General features: G+C 72.7%; 11 protein-coding genes. 6 read left to right on the top strand and 5 right to left on the bottom strand.

What is annotated here, in order from left to right:
• Positions 1–9: 9 nt before the first annotated feature.
• The gene (locus WBN91_RS28900) at positions 10–1,782 is read left to right on the top strand and encodes a hydroxysqualene dehydroxylase (RefSeq protein WP_337727484.1); all 1,773 of its coding nucleotides are present in this window, start codon (positions 10–12) and stop codon (positions 1,780–1,782) included.
• A 15-nt stretch (positions 1,783–1,797) separates the two neighbouring features.
• Here the strand turns inward: WBN91_RS28900 and WBN91_RS28895 are convergent, their stop codons facing one another.
• Positions 1,798–2,172, bottom strand: a complete 375-nt coding sequence (locus tag WBN91_RS28895) for an effector-associated constant component EACC1 (protein ID WP_337727473.1) — start codon at positions 2,170–2,172, stop codon at positions 1,798–1,800.
• 12 nt (positions 2,173–2,184) lie between these two features.
• A complete protein-coding gene (locus WBN91_RS28890) occupies positions 2,185–6,501 on the bottom strand; it encodes a caspase, EACC1-associated type (RefSeq protein ID WP_337727472.1) in 4,317 nt (1,438 codons plus the stop codon).
• 233 nt (positions 6,502–6,734) lie between these two features.
• Between WBN91_RS28890 and WBN91_RS28885 the strand changes: the two genes are divergently transcribed.
• The 4 genes from WBN91_RS28885 to WBN91_RS28870 all read left to right on the top strand — a co-directional run bounded on the left by WBN91_RS28885 (position 6,735) and on the right by WBN91_RS28870 (position 10,942).
• Positions 6,735–7,271, top strand: coding sequence for a choice-of-anchor K domain-containing protein (locus WBN91_RS28885; RefSeq protein WP_337727471.1), 537 nt, complete (start codon positions 6,735–6,737; stop codon positions 7,269–7,271).
• A 47-nt stretch (positions 7,272–7,318) separates the two neighbouring features.
• Complete coding sequence (locus tag WBN91_RS28880; RefSeq protein ID WP_337727470.1) at positions 7,319–7,897, top strand: TetR/AcrR family transcriptional regulator; 579 nt, start codon at positions 7,319–7,321, stop codon at positions 7,895–7,897.
• A 92-nt stretch (positions 7,898–7,989) separates the two neighbouring features.
• Positions 7,990–9,102 (top strand): hypothetical protein, encoded by a 1,113-nt coding sequence (locus WBN91_RS28875; RefSeq protein ID WP_337727469.1) that lies wholly within the window; start codon positions 7,990–7,992, stop codon positions 9,100–9,102.
• A gap of 64 nt (positions 9,103–9,166) precedes the next feature.
• Positions 9,167–10,942, top strand: a complete 1,776-nt coding sequence (locus tag WBN91_RS28870) for a serine/threonine-protein kinase (protein WP_337727468.1) — start codon at positions 9,167–9,169, stop codon at positions 10,940–10,942.
• Between the two features lie 60 nt (positions 10,943–11,002).
• Here WBN91_RS28870 and WBN91_RS28865 read toward each other — a convergent pair whose 3' ends face one another.
• The 3 genes from WBN91_RS28865 to WBN91_RS28855 all read right to left on the bottom strand — a co-directional run bounded on the left by WBN91_RS28865 (position 11,003) and on the right by WBN91_RS28855 (position 16,438).
• Positions 11,003–12,871 carry a polysaccharide lyase family 7 protein gene (locus tag WBN91_RS28865; RefSeq protein WP_337727467.1) on the bottom strand — a complete coding sequence of 623 codons (1,869 nt, stop codon included), beginning with the start codon at positions 12,869–12,871 and terminating at the stop codon, positions 11,003–11,005.
• 75 nt (positions 12,872–12,946) lie between these two features.
• The gene (locus WBN91_RS28860; protein ID WP_337727466.1) at positions 12,947–13,414 is read right to left on the bottom strand and encodes a hypothetical protein; all 468 of its coding nucleotides are present in this window, start codon (positions 13,412–13,414) and stop codon (positions 12,947–12,949) included.
• Between the two features lie 39 nt (positions 13,415–13,453).
• Positions 13,454–16,438: an AfsR/SARP family transcriptional regulator gene (locus tag WBN91_RS28855; RefSeq protein ID WP_337727465.1), complete on the bottom strand. Its 2,985-nt coding sequence runs from the start codon at positions 16,436–16,438 to the stop codon at positions 13,454–13,456.
• Positions 16,439–16,641: 203 nt separating this feature from the next.
• Between WBN91_RS28855 and WBN91_RS28850 the strand changes: the two genes are divergently transcribed.
• Complete coding sequence (locus WBN91_RS28850) at positions 16,642–18,120, top strand: hypothetical protein (protein WP_337727464.1); 1,479 nt, start codon at positions 16,642–16,644, stop codon at positions 18,118–18,120.
• Positions 18,121–18,217 lie beyond the last annotated feature (97 nt).

Below are 18,217 nucleotides of genomic sequence, written 5' to 3'. Positions count from 1 at the left end.
GCGTTGGCCGTGGACGGGGTCGAGGTCAGTCGGCGGGCTTTCCTGGCGGGCGCCGGGGCCGGGGTGGCGGGGTTGGCGCTGCCGGGGGTGGCCGCCGGGCGGAGTGCCGGTGGGACGGTCGCGGTGTTCGGCGGCGGGGTCGCGGGGATGACCGCGGCGCACGAGTTGGCCGAGCGCGGGTTCGCGGTCACCTTGTACGAGCGGCGCGCGCTGGGCGGCAAGTGCCGCAGCATGCCCGTGCCGGGGACCGGGCGTGACGGGCGGCGCGATCTGCCCGCGGAGCACGGTTTCCGGATCTTCTTCGGGTTCTACCGGGACCTCCCGGACACCCTGCGCAGGATCCCGTTCCCGGGCAACGCGGGCGGTGTGCGCGACAACCTGGTGGCCGCGACCGAGCTCATGACGTCGTTCTCCGGCGGACGGGAAGACCTGCGCGTCCCGGTGGTGCTGCCCGACGGCCTGCTGCCGCAGCTCGCGCCGGACGTCCTGCTGCGCCAGGTGCGCGCCGCCGTCGAGACCGCGTTCCACCTGCCGCCGCACGAGGCCGCGGTCTTCGCCCAGCGCATGATGGTCTACCTCACCAGCTGCGAGGAACGCCGCCTCCACCAGTGGGAGCACACGACCTGGCCGGACTTCCTGCAAGCGCGCGGGAAGTCGGAGGACTACCGGCGGATCCTCGTCGACGGTCCCACGCTCGTCCTGTCCTCCACCCGCTCCGAGGACGCCAGCGCGCACGTCGCCGCCCTGGTGTTCGAACGCCTGCTGTTCACCCTGCTCGGCCGCGGCGCGGACGGGCCGCTCAACCGGGTGCTGGACCTGCCGACCAACGAGGCGTGGATCGACCCGTGGGAACGGCACCTGCGCGACCTCGGCGTCGACTTCCGCCTCGGGTGGTCGGTCGAAGACCTCGTGCTGGACGGCGGCCGGATCTCCTCGGCGCGCGTCCGCGATCCCGAGGGCAACGCGGAAAGCGTCGAAGCGGACTTCTACGTCTGCGCGCTGCCCGTCGAGCACGCCCGCCGGGTGTGGAACGCGGAACTGCTGGCGGCCGATCCGCAATTGCGCGTGGCCGCGACCCTGGAAACCCAGTGGATGGCCGGGCTGATGCTCTACTTCGACCGGCCGACCCCGCTCGTGCACGGCCACGTCTACTACGTCCACACCCCGTGGTCGCTGACCTCGATCAGCCAGGCCGCGTTCTGGCCGGACCGCGACTTCCCCGCCGACTACGGCGACGGGACCGCCGCCGACTGCGTGTCGGTCATCATCTCCGACTGGGACAAGCCGGGCGTCCTGTTCGGCCGCCCCGCGAAGCAGTTGACCGAGCAGCAGATCCTCCAGGAGGTCCTGGCCCAGCTCGGGCAGCACCTCAACGACACCGGTGGCGCGGTGCTCGACGAGTCGTCCCTGGTGACCTGGTTCCTGGACCCCGGCCTGACCGGCCTGGGCGGCCCGAACCCGACCAACGCCGACGAACTGGTCGTGCAGCCGGTCGGCACGTGGCACCGGCGCCCCAACGCCCGCACCGCCGTGCCCAACCTCTTCCTCGCCGGCGACTACGTCCGGGCGCCGCTCAACGCGGCCTGCATGGAGTCGGCGAACAGCTCCGCCCGGCTGGCGGTGAACGCCCTGCTGGACCGGGCCGGCTCCCCCGCTCCCCGCGCGGTGGTGCACGAGCTGCACCGGGTGCCGGAGTTCGAGCTGCTCAAGGTCGAGGACCAGCTGAACTACCGGCTCGGCCTGCCCAACGCCTTCGACGTCCTGCCGCCCCTCGGACTGTGAGCCCCGGACCGGGGACTACGGCGCCGGCTTCTCCTCCTTCGGGTCCAGACCGGCCACGATCTCCGCGGTCAGCTCCCGCAACGCCGGCGCGTCCAGCCCGCGCACCTGGTCGGCGACCACCTCCACGGTGTCGCCGCCCCTGGTCACCTTGACCTTCACCGTGCCGCGCCGCCGCCGCATCCACACCAGCACGGCGCCGGCCACGACGGTCAGCGCTCCGCCGGGGGCCAGCGCGACCTCCACCACCTCCGCGACGGGCCCGAGCGCGCCGGGCTCCGGCGGCCGGTGGCGCAGGCGCACCCGGCCGCGCAGGTCGGGGTCGGCGGCCAGCGCCCGGTGCAGGTCGCGGACCTCGTCCGCGCCGCCGTCCACCCGCAGTTCCACGTCCACGCGTTCCGCCTCTCATTCCCCGCAGGACGGCCGGCGCGGGATGTCCGGCAGCACCTGCGACCACTCCTCGTCGGTGAGCTTCACCGACACCCTCTCGCACACCAGGGCCGCGACCTCGTCCACGTCGGTGAGCCACAGCTGTGCCGTGCGGTCCCACGAGCCGGTGGCCAGGACGCCGTCGCCCAGGGCCACCGCCGACACCGGGCCGCCGTGGCCGACCAGGGTCGCGGTCACCTCCGGCTCGCCGGAGACGTCCCAGACCTTGGCGGTGCCGTCGTCCGAGCCGGAGGCGAGGACCCGGCCGTCCGGGCCGAACGCGACCGCGTAGACGGGCGCGATGTGCCCCACCAGGGTGTGCCGCGGCACGGGTTTCGCCGGGTCGCGCACGTCGAGCAGCTTGACCGTGCGGTCGGCGGACGCCGTGGCGAGCGTGGCGCCGTCCGGGCTGAACGCGACGCTCCACACCGGGGCGCTGTGCTCGCTCGTGCTCGACCGCATGAACGGGCGCCGCGGGTCGGTCACGTCCCACAGCTTCACCGTCCGGTCCTCCGACCCCGTGGCGACGGTGCGCCCGTCGGGACTGACGGCGATGGCGTACACGTAGCTGCCGTGGCCCTCCAACGCGCCCAGCGCCGTGACCTGGCGGGGGTACCGGATGTCCCACAGGCGCGCGGTGCGGTCGCCGGACGCGGTGACCAGCACCGTGCCATCGGCGCTGAACACCGCGCCCTTGAGCGTGTTCTCCGACGCGCGCTGAGCCGCCAGCCACTCCGGTTTCGCCCGGTCGGTCACGTCCCACAGCTGGAACGTGCCGTCGTCCGAGCACGTCACCAGCAGCCGCCCGGACGGGCTGAACACCGCAGCGGTGACGTTCCTGGTGTGCTTGGGCAGCAGCTCCGCGACCGGCTCGGGGCGGCCCGGCGCGGCCACGTCCCACAGGCGCGTCACGCCGTCGTCGGAGGCGGTCGCCAGCGTCTTGCGGTCGGGGCTGAAGGTCACGCCGCGCACCGCTCCCCCGTGGCCGCTCAGGGCGGGAAGCAGGGACGCCGGGTGGCTCGGGTCGCCGACGTCCCACAGCTTCACCGTCTGGTCGCCGGAGCCGGTGGCCAGCGTCCGCCCGTCACGCGCGAACGCGACGGCGTTGACGACGCTCCCGTGGCCGCCGAGCGTGACCAGCAGCTGCGGCCGGTCGGGGTCGCGGATGTCCCACAGCCGGGTGGTCTTGTCCACCGACGCCGTGGCGACGACCTTGCCGTCCGGGCTGAAGGCCACACCGCGCACGGTGTCCGCGTGCCCGGACAGGGTGGCGCGCCACCGGGGCGCGGTGCGATCGGTGACGTCCCACAGCCGCGCGGTGCGGTCGTTGGAGGCGCTGACCATCAGCGTGCCGTCCGGGCTGAACGGCGCCATGCGGACGGTGTCGGCGTGTCCGTCCACATCGGACACCTCGGACAGCTGGGTCGGCTTGGTCGGATCGGTGATGTCCCACAGCTTCACCTTGTGGTCCGCACCGGTAGTGGACACCGTGCGCCCGTCGGGGTGGAAGGAGACACCGCGCACCGAGACGGTGTGCCCCTTCATCTCGCCCAGCGGCTTGGACGTGTCGCTCACGTCGTACAACCGGGCGATGTCGTCCTCGGAAGCGGTGGCCACGTAGGAGCCGTCCGGGCTGAACGCCACACCGCGCACCGCTTCACCGTGGTCCTTCATGTCCCCGATCTTCCTCGGGGCACGGGGATTGCCGATGTCCCACAGCTTCGCGGTGCGGTCGGCGGACCCGGTGACGACCATCCCACCGCGCGGGCTCACGGCGACGTCGTAGATGTAGCCGCCGTGGCCCTCCAGCTCGCCGAGCAACGTCGGGTGGCGCGGGTCGGACTCGACGTCCCACAGCATCCCGATCTTGTCCTCCGAGCCGGTGACCAGGACACCGCTCTCCCGGTCGAACGCCAGCCCGTCCACGGCGTTGGTGTGACCGGACACCACGGTGGGCGCGGGGATCGTCACGGCGCTCAGCAGAGCGCTGCGGGCGTCGGTGGTCGGCGCGGTGCGGTAGGCGGCGACGCCGAGCTGCATGGCCAGCACCGGGTTGAGGCCGCGGACGTCACCGGCCGTGCGCGCGATCAGCAGCGACAGCGCGGTGTCGCCGCTGTGCTCGGCCACCGCCCGCAGCCGCGCGGACTCCCGTTGCTGCACGTTCGCGTACACCGCCGCGGAGGCCGCCAGCACCAACATGACCGCGAGCACCGCCACGGCCGCGCGCTTGCGCCGCGACTCGACCCGCCGCCGGCTGCGGCTGGCCGCGAGGAAGGCCGCCTCGACCTCGCCGACCGGGTCGCGGTGCCGGCGCTCCGCCTGCCACGCGCTCACCTCGGCGAGGCGGTTGCCGCGGTAGAGCAGCTCCGGGTCGCGGTCGTGCCGCTGCCAGTCCCGCGCGGTCTCGGACAGTTGCTGGCGCACGAGCAGTCCCGCGCGGTCGGCGGCGATCCACTTGCGCAGCCGGGGCCAGGCGCGCAGCAGCGCCTCGTGGGCGATGGCCACCGCGTCCTGGTCGACGTTGACCAAGCGGGCGCGCACGAACGCGTCCAGCACGCGCTGCCCGCGCTCGTCCAGCGCCAGCTCCGACTGCGGCACCACCCGCCGCAGGTCGCCGGTGTCGCCGATGCTCACCAGCCGCAGCAGCAACCGCCGGGCCACGTCCCGGAGGTCGGGCTCCAGCGAGTCGTACACCGCGTCGGCGGTGCGCGCCACGGCGCCCTGGATGCCGCCGGTGCGCTGGTAGCCCGCCAGCGTGAGCCGCCCGCCGTCGCGCTCCTCCCACGTCTTGAGCAGCGCGTGGGACAGCAGCGGCAGCGACCCGGGACCGTCGCCGAGATCGGTCTCCAGCCGCTCCACCAGGCCCGGCTCCAGCTCCAGCCCGGCCTTGCGGGCCGGTTCGACGATCACCTCGCGCAACTGCTCCTGGCCCAGCGGCGCGACGACCGCCGGGCGGCCCAACGCGGGCAGCAGCTCCGGGTAGCGCGCGCAGTGCCCGAAGTACCCGGCGCGCACACCCAGCACCACCGACGCCGCACGGCTGCGCGCCACGCCGACCAGCGCCCGCACGTACGCGAGCCGCACGTCCTCGTCGGCCACGGCGGTGAAGAGCTCCTCGACCTGGTCGACCACCAGCACGACGTGTTCCCGGCTCGCCCGCGCCTCGGCGTGCAGCCGCACGGCCAGGCCGTCGGGGTCGGTCCGCAGCGCTGTGCGCAGTTCCGCAACCGAGCCCCGGCCGCGTTCGGCCAACCACGCCGCGAGGGGTCCGAACGGGTCCGCGCCCGGCGTGACCACGCGGCACGCCCACCCGTCCAGCCGGTCCACCGCCGCCGCCAGGCCCGCCCGCAGCACCGACGACTTGCCCGCGCCGGACGGGCCGAGCACCAGCAGCGGCTCACCCCCGCCGAGCCGGCCGACCAGCTCGCGGGACAGCTCGTCCCGGCCGAAGAAGAAATCGGCGTCCTCGCGGCGGAAGTACGCCAGCCCGCGGTAGGGCGCGCGACCGGGGTGGGGCGGGCCGCCCGTGCCGCCGCCCGGCCGCCACGCCGGGTTGGGCGCGAGCCGCCAGCGCGCCGCGTGCCCGGTGGCGAACCGCAGCGGGCGCGGGTACCCGCGGTCGCCCAACCGCGCCGACAGCTCCTCGAAGACGTCGTCGAGGGTCAGCACCCGCGGCCCGCCGGGCACGCCCTCGTCCAGCAACCGGACCAGTTCGCCGGAGAACGCGGTGTGCGGACTGCCCTCGGGCGCCCACGCCGCCTCGTCCGCACCCGCCGACGCCAACTGGTACACGCCGTCGCGCGCGGAGTCGGCCAGCGACCGCCGCACCGGGTCCAGGCCCGCGGCCCGCCCGGCGAAGCAGCAGTCGAGCACCAGCAGCACCGACCGCGCCGGGCAGTGCGCCACCACGTCCTTGAGCTCCGCGTAGCGCAGCGACCGGTGGTGGGCCAGCCCCTTGCCGGGGTCGTCGGTGGCGAACGTCGCCAGGTGCAACGCGTCGTCCGGCCCGACCACGCCGTGCCCGACGAAGTGGACCACGAGCACCTCGGTCGCCTGCTCGGCGACGGCCAGCAGCGCCTCCCCCAGTTCCCGCGGACCGGCCGGGTCGAGCACGACGGTGAGGTTCTCCTCCGCCAGCCCGCACCGCTCGACGTAGACGCGGCCCAGGTCCCGGGCGGTGGTGGCGGCGGAGGGCACGTCGGGCAGCAGCGAGCCGGAGACGTGCCGGGACGTGCCGACGACGACCACGCGCGCGCCGGCGGAGCCCAATAACGCGGGCGGATCGGTGTCCAAGGCGGGGGCTCCTGTCAGAGCGGCGGCTCCGGCGGTTCGGCGCCAGGATAGGGAACCCGGAAAGCGCGTTCCACCGGATCGCCGGAAGTGCCTTTGAAGATCGGAGGACCGAACGCGACCACGTGGTTACCGAGAGTCACCCGTTCGGTTGATGTGGTCGCGGCCCGGAAAGCACCACTGTGGGAAGCCTGTCGAATTCGGTGCTTCACGCACCGGGACGAGGAGCGCTTCGCGTGGGCCGGATCATCACCAGGGGCAAATGGACGGCGGTCACGGCGAGCGTGACCAACCTGAGCGAACTGGACAAGCCGTACATCAAGTGGGGCATTCCGGCCGCCGACCCGAAGGGCGGGCAGAGCGGGTACGAATTCGTGCCCGTCAGCGCCCACGCGCACCTCGACGGCACCGAGTGCGTGCTGGGCAAGTTCATCCACCACAACTGGGCGGTGGTGATGACGGAGGCGATGGAGTTCTCGGCGGTCCTCGACATCGAGGTGTACTTCGAGGACGACCGGAAGGTCCACCCCTTCCAGGCGACCTTCGGCCACCAGGAGACCGTCAACTCGCCCGGCTACCAGGACGACATCGTCACGCTGCCGACGATCCTCGAACCCGACTTCGTGCACGTCGACGGCGTCGAGTACCGGGTGACGATCACCGGCTTCTCGCGCGACGGCTTCACCGTGCCCGAGTTCCGCAGCCCCGAGGGCGAGAGCAACGACGCCGACATCGTCGCCCGGTTCGAGCCGACGAGTTCGCTGGGGAGTTGAGCCGGTCCGCTATCTTGGAACCACCAGTTCAAGATGGCGGGGGACCGATGCCGGACGTCAAGCACTTCGACCCGGACGCCGTGCTGGACACCGTCGTGCGGCTCTTCTGGCAGCGGGGCGTGGCCACGACCGGCATCCAGGACATCGTGGAGGCGACCGGGCTCAACAGGTCCAGCCTGTACTCGACGTTCGGCGGCAAGCAGGACCTGTACCGAGCCGCGCTGGACCGGTACGCCCGTGAACGGACCCAGCTCGCGCCGCTGGAACAGGACGACCGCGGGCTCCCGGCGATCACCGACTTCTTCCACCGCCTGGTCGCCGTCCGCTCCACCGGGGAGCACGCCGGCTGGGGTTGTCTGATCTCCAACGCCCACGCGGGTGCGGAGAACGACGACCCGGAGGTGCGTGCCGTGCTCGACCGGCAGCACCAGCGACTGCACAATGCGCTGCGCCATGCGCTGCAAGTGGCACGGCAGCTCGGGCAGATCGACACCGATCCCGATGCCGCAGCTTCTGTCCTTGCCTTGCTGGCGCACGCCGTGAACCTGCGGTCTCGGGCCGGAGCGGATGCGGAAAGCTTGCGGGACACCGTGGATGCGGCCATCGCCCTGATCGCCCGGCGGTGATTACAGGCCTCTTACGGCCGTCGCCGCGCCCTCTCCCCCGCCGCTCGTGCACCGCCAGACTCGTTGCCAGGTCGGTGACGGGAGGTAGTCGGGTGAACACTCGCGTGAACGCGAAGTGGCGTGCGGCGGCGGTCGCGGGGGCGTTGGTCGTGCTGACGGCGGGCACTGCCGCGGCGGACGACGGGACCGAGTGGCAGCGGGTCGCCGCGCCGGAGTCGGGGATCGAGTACGTGCTCGACGACGTGACTGCCGTGGCGCCGGACAGCGCGTACGCCGTGGGGTTCGGCGAGGTCGGCGGCGGGATGGTCCTGGCGCGGTGGAACGGGATCGGGTGGGCGCGGGAGAACGGCCTGCCCACGACCTCGTTCTCGACGCTGCGGGGGGTGCACGCCTGGGGCGACCGGGTCATCGCGGTGGGACAGGACTACGTCGACGGCGTGTCCAAGCCGATGCTGCTGACCCGCGCCGGCGGGTGGACCAAGGCGCTCGGGGCCACGCCGCCCGGTGACCAAGGCCGGTTCTCCGACGTGGTGGCGGTGTCCGACACGACCGCGTGGGCCGTGGGGCGCGAGGGGTCGGGGCTGGTCGAACGCCCGGTCGCGCACCGGTGGAACGGCTCGGCGTTGCAGCGCTTCGCCCTGCCGGCCGCGGGCACCTACGCGCGGGCCGAGGCGGTGGCGGGGTCGGCCGAGATCTGGGCGGTGGGCACGGAAGGCGGGCTCGCCGGCGCGCAGTCCCGCGGCCTGTCGTGGCGCTGGAACGGCACGGGCTGGACCGCCGTCCCGGTGCCCGGTTTCGGCGCGCACCAGGTCGAGCTGACCGACGTCGTGGTCACCGGCCGGCAGGTGTGGGCCGTCGGCCGCGCGGACGCGCAACCGCTGGTGCTGCGCTGGAACGGCGTGGCGTGGGACCGGGTCGGGGCGTACGGGGCTGTTGCGCCGACGCGCATCGACGCCGCCGCCGACGACGGTCGGGGCGGGCTGTGGGTGGCGGGCGAGGTCCGGGCCGGGCAGGACGCGACCCCGTTCCTGGCCCGGTACAACGGCTCCTGGCAGCCGGCGACGGTCTCCCCCGACCTCTCCCACACCGCGTTGCGCGGCATCGCCCGGGTGCCGGGCACGGACACCGCGTGGGCGGTCGGCAGGCACTTCCGGAGCGGCACCTACTGCTCCGGCTGCCGGGCCTCGATCGCGACCAACGGCTGATCCGCGATCCACCAATGAGCCCGAGTCGGCCCCTTCGACTTCGCACAGTGACTAGGCTGAGGCGGTGCGTAGTGGTGATGTGATCGCGGGCCGGTACCGGCTGGAGGAGACGGTCGGAGCGGGCGGCATGGGGGTGGTGTGGCGGGCCACGGACCTCGAACTGCGCCGGGAGGTCGCGCTCAAGCGGGCGAACGGCGGGGACGGCGAGGAGATCCGCCGTGAGGCCCGGATCGGGGCGGGACTGCACCACCCCCACGTGATCACCGTCTTCGACGCGGTCGTGGAGGACGGCCGGCGGTGGCTGGTCATGGAGTACCTGCCGGCGCGCAGCCTGGCCGAGATCACCCGGGCCGACGGCCCCGTCGCACCCGAGGACGCGAGCCGCGTCGGCGCGCAGATCGCCGGCGCGCTGGCGGCCATGCACGCCAAGGGCATGGTGCACCGGGACATCACGCCGGCCAACATCCTGGTCACCGAGGACGGCACGGCGAAGCTCGCCGACCTCGGCGTGGCGACGTGGGGCCAGGTCACGGTGACCGGGACCGAGCGGCAGGCCGGCACGCCCGGGTACCTGGCCCCGGAGACGGTCGCGGGCCTGGGCGCCACGCCGGCGGCGGACGTGTACGCGCTCGGGGTGACGTTGTCCACCGCCGTCGAGGGCCACGCGCAGGCGGGTGGGCGGTTGGCCGGTGTGCTGGCGCGGTTGACCGACCCGGACCCGGCCCGGCGGCCCAGCGCTGACCAGGTCGCGCGGCTCTTGTCCGGATCCAGGCGGTCGATGTCCCGATGGCTGGTGTTGGCCGGTGCTCTTGGCGTGGTGGCGGCGCTGGTCGCCACCTATCTGGTGACGTCCGCGGGCTCGCGTGGCGCGACGGACGGGCGGCCGAGCGCGACGGCAGCGGGTGAATCCCGGCGGCAGGTGCCTGGGCTGCCTGGTGACGGCAACGCCAAGCTGCTGTACGGCGTTGGGGATCAGATCAACACGGCGTTGGCGTTCGAACTTGTGCAGGAAGCCCCGGTCCGGATGCTCACGACCAACTACCACAAGCCCGGCGACCTGCCGAAGTTCGAGCGCACCCGGGACACCTTGATCGCCGACGCCTACGCGCAGGGCTACGCGTTGCACGTGATCGTGGCGAACTGGGAAGACGACGACCCCGAGGTCCCGGTGGAGACCAAGTACGGTGTCGGTTGCGGCAGGTCCTACCCACTGGGCCCGGACTTCCTCCGGCACATGCGCACCCTCGCCCGCACCTTCGCGGGCCGGGCCGACGGCCCGCCCCTGTACATCACGATGTTCAACGAGGTCAACAAGTTCGCGTGCGTTGACGGCGTGTACGCGGCCAACCCGCAGACCGCCGCGTACTACGAGGCCTTGCAGGACCGCTACCTCGAAGCACGGCGAGCCATCCAGGAGGAAGCGCCCAACGCGCTCGTGGCACTGGGGTGGGACGTGTGGCAGGCCAACAACGACGACCCGTCTGCGGGTGGGAGCACCGCGATGTTCGAGCGGTTCGCTGAGGCGCTGACCGCCTCGGACTTCCAGTCCGTGTTGGCCAAGCAGGGTGACGGGAACGTCGTGCGGGTGCGGGAGTGCGTTCGCGCGCTTGGTCGGTATGGGCCGGTCATGGTTGCTGCGTACGGGAATCAGGGTATTCCGGCGGAGGTTGTCTCTTCGGATCTGCGGGCTCTGTTGACGGACGAGTCGATCGCGGAGCTTGTTCAGCTGGGGTTGTTTGCCTGGAACTTCAACACTGATCAGGTTCTTGTCAGGGCCGGACGGTCCACTATGGACTTTGTGGAGGAAGTTGTGCGGCGGACTGGGCGTGAACCTCGGTAGGCGCGCTGAAATGCGAAGGCGCTCGCCGTGGCTGCCGGCCAGGGCGAGCGCCTTCGGGCGTTATCGGTAGAAGCGGACCCAGTCGACTTCGAAGACTGCTGGGCGCAGGCCGCTGGAGCCGGTGAAGTTGTCCAGTTGGATGTTGAGGTGACCCGAGGGCATTGCCTGGATGTCGCCTCGGTCGGCGTTGGCACCGCCGGACAGGCGGAACCACTCGACGCCGTCCACGTAGCCGACCAGGCCCTGGGCCGTCCACTCGAAGGCGAAGTTGTGCCACTGGGTCATGTCGACCGGGCAGAGGTCCCGGCGTTCCTTCTTGTCCGTGGGGCTCTTCGGGTAGTGCAGGAACGCGGTCAGGCACTGGGCGTCGGGGTCGGAGTACTCGACCCAGTCGTACTCGCCGTTCTCCAGGCGGTTGCCCGCCGTGGGCCAGATCAGGTGCAGCGGGTGGTAGAGGCCGCCGGTGGCGCCGGTGTTGCGGGAGCGCGACCTGATTTCCCAGCGGCCGTATTGGATGTCGAGCTTCTGCCGGAGCCAGCCGGTGTCACCGTTGGCCTCGCCCAGCATGGTCATGATGCCGTTGGCGACGGTGCTGTTCTTCGCGCAGCGGCGGCCATTGTTGGCGTGGCCCGCCCAGCAGCCGGCTGTGCCGCCGACGTCACCCGACGGCACCGCCCACTTCGCCGGGTCGACGGGGCCGGTGTAGTCGAACTCGTCGGAGATCGGCTGGGGCGTGCCCCAGCCGTGTCGGACTGCGGCCTGGGTCTGGTCCGAGCCGGGCTGGTCGTGGGTGACGGTCAGGCCGTAGATCTTCACCTCGCCGTAGTTGGTGTCGCTGCACGGCGCGGAGTTGGTGCAGTTGGCCTGCGTGTACCCGCCCGCCTTGAAGTAGCCGCCGGAGAAGCTCTTCGAGATCGTGGTTTGCAGGACACCGTTGTAGTAGGCCTTGATCTGGCCGCCGCTCACCACGAACTTGGCCTGGAACCTGGTGCCCGGCACGTAGTTGCTCGTGACGAGCTTGTGGTGGCTCGTGTCGCCGTTGGTGACGTAGAGGCTGCTGCCTTCCAGGCGGAAGACGGAAACGTCGTCACTGGAGTCGTGGATCTGGCCGGCGACCACATGCGGCTTGTCCTTCGGCAGCGCCGTGATGGCCTGGTCGATCACCATCGTGTGGGTGCCTGAGGTGGACGACCAGGCTGCCTTGGCGGTGCCGTTCATCTCGCGGAGTTCGGAGCGGGGGTAGCTCGAACCGCTCGTGGTGACGCCGTTGACGGGGGCGCGGAACTGGACCGCATCACAGGTCGGGGTCGTGGTGAACCACGGGTCGATCTTGTAGGTGGCCAACGCCGGTTGCTCGACGTTGGTGGGGCTTTCCTCCTGGCCGATGGGCAGGCCGATGTACCAGTTCCTCAGGTCCAGCACGTTCGCCGGGTAGGCGCAGGTTGCAGCGCCGTCGCCGCCGAGGACCTTCGTCTCGGTGATGCTGGTCCAGTCGTTGGACGTGTTGCCGTACCCGACGATGCGGACGTACCGGGCGGAGGCGTCGGGGAAGTCGTAGGACTCCGGCTGGAGGGTGGTGCCGCTGCTGGACTTGCGGGCCAGCACGGTCGTCCACGAGGTGCTGTCCTGCGAGAGCTGGACGTCGAAGGTGGCTCGTCGGGTGTCCCCCTTGTGCCACGCGATCGACACCGAGCCGACGTCCTGCGCCGCACCCAGGTCGTACCGGATCCAGACCCCGTCGCCCTCGGCGGACCAGCGGGTGGTCGGGTCGTTGTCCAGGGTGTTGGCCGGGACGTTGCCGTCGTCGGTGAGGGCCGTGACCTCCTTGACCGCCAACGGGGAACCGGCCGCGGACGCCACCGCGTGGTACCCGCCGGGGATCGCGGCGACGAGGACCACCACCAAGGCCGCGCGCTGTGTTCGTCTCAAGTGGACCTCCTGGTCGGGACGTGTCCGCGACACCGTGCCGGCGGTGCGGAGGGACCGGTCCCGACCTCGGGTCGCCTACCCGGGGACCGGGCCGTACCGGGCGGCCGGCGCCCCCGTCACCCAGGCCCAGTACCGGTCGCCGTAGGACCAGTGCCACCACCCGGCGGGGTAGTTGACCAGGCCCGCGCCGGTCAGGGCCGCGGTGAGCACCCGCCGGCGCTCCCGGACCTCGTCGGTGGACCCCTCGACCTCCGTCCCCATCCACAGCTCCGAGCCGTCGACCGAGCACAACGTCAGGTCCACCGCCGCCCCGGACACGTGCAGCGCCACCGGCCCGTACCCCCGCAGCACCAGGAACCTCAGCTCGCGCGGCAGCAGGGTCTGGGCCAGGACGAGCCGGTCGAGCACGCTCACGCGCAGGCGCACCGGGTCCGAGCGCCACGGGGCCACGCGCAGCGCCTCGACGCGCCCGAGGTCGGCCAGCGGCTCGCCGACCTCCGCGACGGGGATGCGGGCCACGCGCGGGTCGAACCACGGGATCATGCCCGCACGCTCACCGGAAGTGCTGAAACTTCGCTGAAATCAGGGCTCGGCGTGCTCCCGGGCCTCGTGGTCGCGGAACACGCGCTTCGCCTCCGCCCGCAGCTCGGCGGCGGTCTCGGCCTCGCCCCGCGCCTCGTGCACCCGCGCCAGGTCGCGGGCCGTGCGCGCCCGCCACAGCGGGCTGTCCACGCTGTCCCACAACTCCATCGACCCGCGCAGGCACGCCTCGGCGGCGTCCAACTCGCCCCGGTCCAGGTGCACCTCGCCCACCGTCCGCAGGGTCGCCGCCTGCCCCCACCGGTCGCCCATCGCCCGGCACACGGCCAGCGCCGACAGCAGGGGCTCCAGCACCTCGGCGCCCTCGCCCCGCCGCAGCCGCGCCTTGGCCAGCGCGCGCACCGCGTAGGCGTGCATCAACCTGTCGCCCAGCTGCTCGAACGCCTCCACCGCCCGGCTCGCGGTGTCGACGGCGGCGTCCAGCTCGCCGATCGCCCGGTGGTAGAGGCTGATCGTGCGCAGTGCCAGGGCCTCGCCGCGCCTGCTGCCCACCCGCCGGTACGCGGCCAGCGACTCCACGAGGTCCGACCACGCCCCCGGGAAGTCGCCGCGTTCCAGCCGCACCGACCCGGCCAACCGCTGCACGTAGGCGATCCCGGCGTCGTCGCCCGCCGCGCGCAGCAGGTCGCCCGCCTGGTCCAGGAAGTGCAGGCCCTCGGCCAACCGGCCGGCCTCGCGGCACACCGTGCCCAACCCGGCCAGCGCCACCGCCTGCCCGTGCCCGTCGCCCAGCTCGCGGAACGCCTCGAGCGCGGTGGTGAACCCCTCGCGCGCCTCGCCGAACCGGTCCTGCATGTACCGCAGCTGCCCCAGCTCGGCCGACATCACCGCCTCGCCGTGCCGGTCGCCCGCGCGGCGCGCGGCGGCCAGGGCGGCGGCGTTGATCCGCTCCCGGGACTCGAACCGGCCCGCGCCCAGGAACGACGGGCCGCTCAGCCGGGCCGAGGCGAACTGGCACACCAGGTCGTGCAGCCCCAGCGCGGCGGCCCGCTCGACGCCGACGACCAGCGCGGGCTGCTCCAGCTCGAACCACTCGTGCGGCGACGACACCACCAGGCGGGTCGTGCGCTCGGACACCGGGTGGGTCGCCACGGGCGGTCTTCGCCACCGGATCTCCTCCGGCGGCGACTCCCCCGCCACCGCGTCCACCAGCGCCAGCCACCCGCCCAGCACGCGGGCGACGGCCGCGGACAGCGCGGAGGCGGGCTCCTCGGCCTCGGCCCGTTCCCGGCTGTGGATGCGGACCAGGTCGTGCAGCCGGTAGCGCAGGCACCCCAGGTCGTCGACCCGCGTGAAGTCGACCAGCTGGGCGTCCACGAGCTGCTCGACGACGTCCTCCGCCTCCTCCTCGGTCGTCTCGGTCAGCCAGGCGACGATCCACGGCGCGAACTCCGGGATGCCCAGGTGCCCCAGCCGGCGCAGCGCGCGGCGGCAGTCCTCGCCCAGCGCCCGGTACCCCAGCTCGAACCCGGCGCGCACCTCCAGGTCGCCGATCGCCAGCTCGTCGAGTCGTCGGCGCTCGTCGGTCAACCGGTCGGCCAGCAGCCGCAACGGCCAGCCCTTGCGGGTGGCCAGCCGGGCGGCGGCGATGCCCAACGCCAGCGGCAAGCCCCCGCAGCGCTCGACGATCACCCGTGCCGACTGCTCCTCCGCGGCGACGCGGTCCTCGCCGACCACGCGGGCCAGCAGTTCCAACGCCTCCTCGTCGGCCAGCACGTCCAGCTCCGTGCGCGCCGCGCCCGCCAGCGCGCCCAGCCGGTTCCGGGCGCTGACCAGCACTGCGCACGAAGGCCCACCCGGCAGCAGCGGGCGCACCTGCCGCTCGGAGGCCGCGTCGTCCAGCACCACCAGCACCCGCCGGTCGGCCAGCAGGCTGCGGTACAGCTCGGCCCGTTCCCCGGTCGCCGCGGGCACCGCCTGCCCCGGCACGCCCAGCGCGCGCAGGAACCGGCCCAGCACCTCGCCGGGATCGGCCGGGGCGTCGCTCATGCCCCGCAGCTCCGCGTACAGCTGACCGTCCGGGAACGCCCCCGCGACCCGGTGGGCGACGTGCGCGGCCAGCGCCGACTTGCCGCTGCCGCCCCGGCCGGTGATCAGCTGCACGTCCGACGACCGGCCCAGCGCCGCCACCAGCTGCCCCACCACCGCGCGGCGGCCGGTGAAGTCCGCGGGCGCCAGCGGCAGCTGCGCCGGCACCGCCACCCGCACCGCCTCCGCCGGAGGGGCCACCAGCAGCGACGCGTCACCGCGCAGGATCGCCTGGTACAGCCCGGTCAGCTCCGGACCCGGGTCCACCCCGAACTCCTCGACCAGCACCTCCCGGCCGTCCCGGAACACCGCCAGCGCCTCGGACTGGCGGCCCAGCCGGTACAGCGCGGTCATGTACTGGGCCCGCAACCGCTCGTTGGCCGGGTGTCGGGCGACGAGCGCGGCCAGTTCCCCCACCAGCTGCCCGTGCCGGCCCAGCGCCAGCTCGGCCGCGATGCGCTCCTCGGTCGCGGTGGACCGCAGCTGCTCCAGCCGGGTCGCCTCACCCGCCAGCAGCGTGTCACCCAGGCCGCTCAGCGCCGGACCCCGCCACAGCGCCAACGCGGCGGTCAGCAGCTCGGAGGTCTCCCGCGGCGTCGCCGCCCGCCGCGCCTGCGCCACCAGCCGGGTGAAGGCGTCCACGTCCAACGACCCGTCGGGCACCTCGGCCAGGTAGCCCGGCGCGCGGGTGACGATCACGTCGTGCGCCCCGTGCCGGGCCAGTGCCTGCCGCAACGTCTTGACGTAGGTCTGGACGGCGGCCTTGGCGGCGTCGGGCGGGTCGTCGGGCCAGATCACGTCGATCAGCCGGGTCAGCGGCACCACCCGCCCGTGTTCGAGCAGCAGCGCGGCCAGCAGGGTCCGCGGCTTGGCCCCGCCCAACGGGACCAGCGCTCCCCCGACCGCGACCTCGACCGGGCCCAGCAGCCGGAACTCCACCCACGACCCCCGTCGTCGACCTTCCCCGCCCCAGAGCAGCGACATCCTTGTCGCCCGGCGGCGGTTTGTCAGCGGATTCGCGGTGCCGTCCCACCAAGGGACGAACCGGTGAAACCCGGCCGCCGCGGATCTTCAGCGCCGTTTCAGCCGCCCCGCCGAGCCTTCGACCGGCAACAACCAGACCAGCCGGAAGGACGACCGCGATGACGACGACGGTCCGCACCACCCGCCTGCTGTCCGGGGTGCTCGGCGCACTCCTGGCCGCCACCACCCTGGCCACACCCGCCACCGCCGCACCCACCCCGCCCGCACCGACCACGGCGGCTGTCACGTCCGACTCCACGGTCGGCGGCCCCATCACCCGCTCGGAAATCCTGCGCCGCGCCCAGCACTGGGTCGACCAGCAGTACACCTACGGCACCCTGCGGTGCTGCCCGGACGCCAACGGCGACCGCAGGATCGTCTCGACCGAGACCGCGCCCGACTCCTCGGGCAAGGCCTACCGCACCGACTGCTCGGGCCTGGTCGCGATGGCCTGGCACCTGAACAACAGCCCGACCAGCTCGGAGTTCATGAACGGCACCAACGTCGGCAGAACCGTGCTGCCCAGCCTCAGAGAGCTCAAGCCCGGCGACGCCATCGTGAAGAACGGCCACATCGAACTGTTCTCGCACTGGGCGGTCGAAGGCCAACCCGAGCAAGGCGCCTACGTCTACTCGTTCAACAGCTACGGGGAAACGGTCCGGAACCCCTACGCGGTCACGGGTCCGTACACCGACGACTACGGCAACTACCACCCCACCGGCCGCCTCGGGTTCAACAAGTGGAACGACGACGACCCGATGACCAGCTACACACCCATCCGGTACAACAACGTCGTCGACGACGACCTGCCGACGCAGTCGTCGGGTTCGGTGGTCTACAACGGCACGTTGTACGAGTTCGCCCGCGGCTCGGACGGCACGGTCAAGTACTGGTTCGGTTCGGGCGGCCCGTGGTCGGGTGTGCAGAGCTTCGGCGGCGGCATCGCCAGTGAGCCCGTGGCGACCGTGTACAACGGGGTGCTGTACGTCTTCGCCATCGGCACGGACGGCATGGTCAAGTACTGGTTCGCTTCCGGCGGCGCGTGGTCGAGCACGCAGTCGGTCGGTGGTTCGGCAAGCGGCGGCTTGAGCGCGACGGTGTTCAACGGGACCCTGTACCTCTTCGCCCGCGGCACGGACGGCATGGTCAAGTACTGGTTCGGCTCGGGCGGACCGTGGTCGAGCGCCCAGACCATTGGCGGCTCCGTCAGCGGACCACTGGCGAGCGCGGTGCACAACGGCTCCCTGTACGTGTTCGCGGTCGGCACCGACGGCACGGTGAAGTACTGGTTCGCTTCCGGCGGTCCCTGGTCGACCACGCAGGTCGTGGGCAGCGCGGTGAGCGGCGGGCTGAGCAGCACGGTCTACAACGGGACTCTGTACCTCTTCGCCCGCGGCACGGACGGCACGGTCAAGTACTGGTTCGGGTCCGGCGGGCCGTGGTCGAGCGCGCAGACGGTCGGTGGGCCGGTGAGCGGCGGGGTGAGCAGCGCGGTGTTCAACGGGGTGCTCTACACCTTCGGCCGCACTTCAGACGGAGGCGTGAAGTACTGGTTCGCCTCCGGCGGCCCGTGGTCGTCGATGCAAACCCTGGCCTGAGCCGTCGCCCGAAGGGCGCACGCTTTTCGAAGTAGCTCGCGCAGCAGACCTCCCGACTTGGGCTTCTTCCGTCATCCCCGTATGGCCTGCCCGAAGG

The organism is Saccharothrix sp. CCNWYY140, assembly GCF_037401995.1.
In the GTDB taxonomy this organism is placed as follows: domain Bacteria; phylum Actinomycetota; class Actinomycetes; order Mycobacteriales; family Pseudonocardiaceae; genus Actinosynnema.
This window is presented reverse-complemented; position numbering and strand designations above follow the sequence as displayed.

Coding starts and splice junctions, on each gene's coding strand:
- WBN91_RS28880 (WP_337727470.1), top strand. CDS start 7,319: ATGCCGGACGTCAAGCACTTCGACCCGGACGCCGTGCTGGACACCGTC.
- WBN91_RS28860 (WP_337727466.1), bottom strand. CDS start 13,414: ATGATCCCGTGGTTCGACCCGCGCGTGGCCCGCATCCCCGTCGCGGAG.
- WBN91_RS28850 (WP_337727464.1), top strand. CDS start 16,642: ATGACGACGACGGTCCGCACCACCCGCCTGCTGTCCGGGGTGCTCGGC.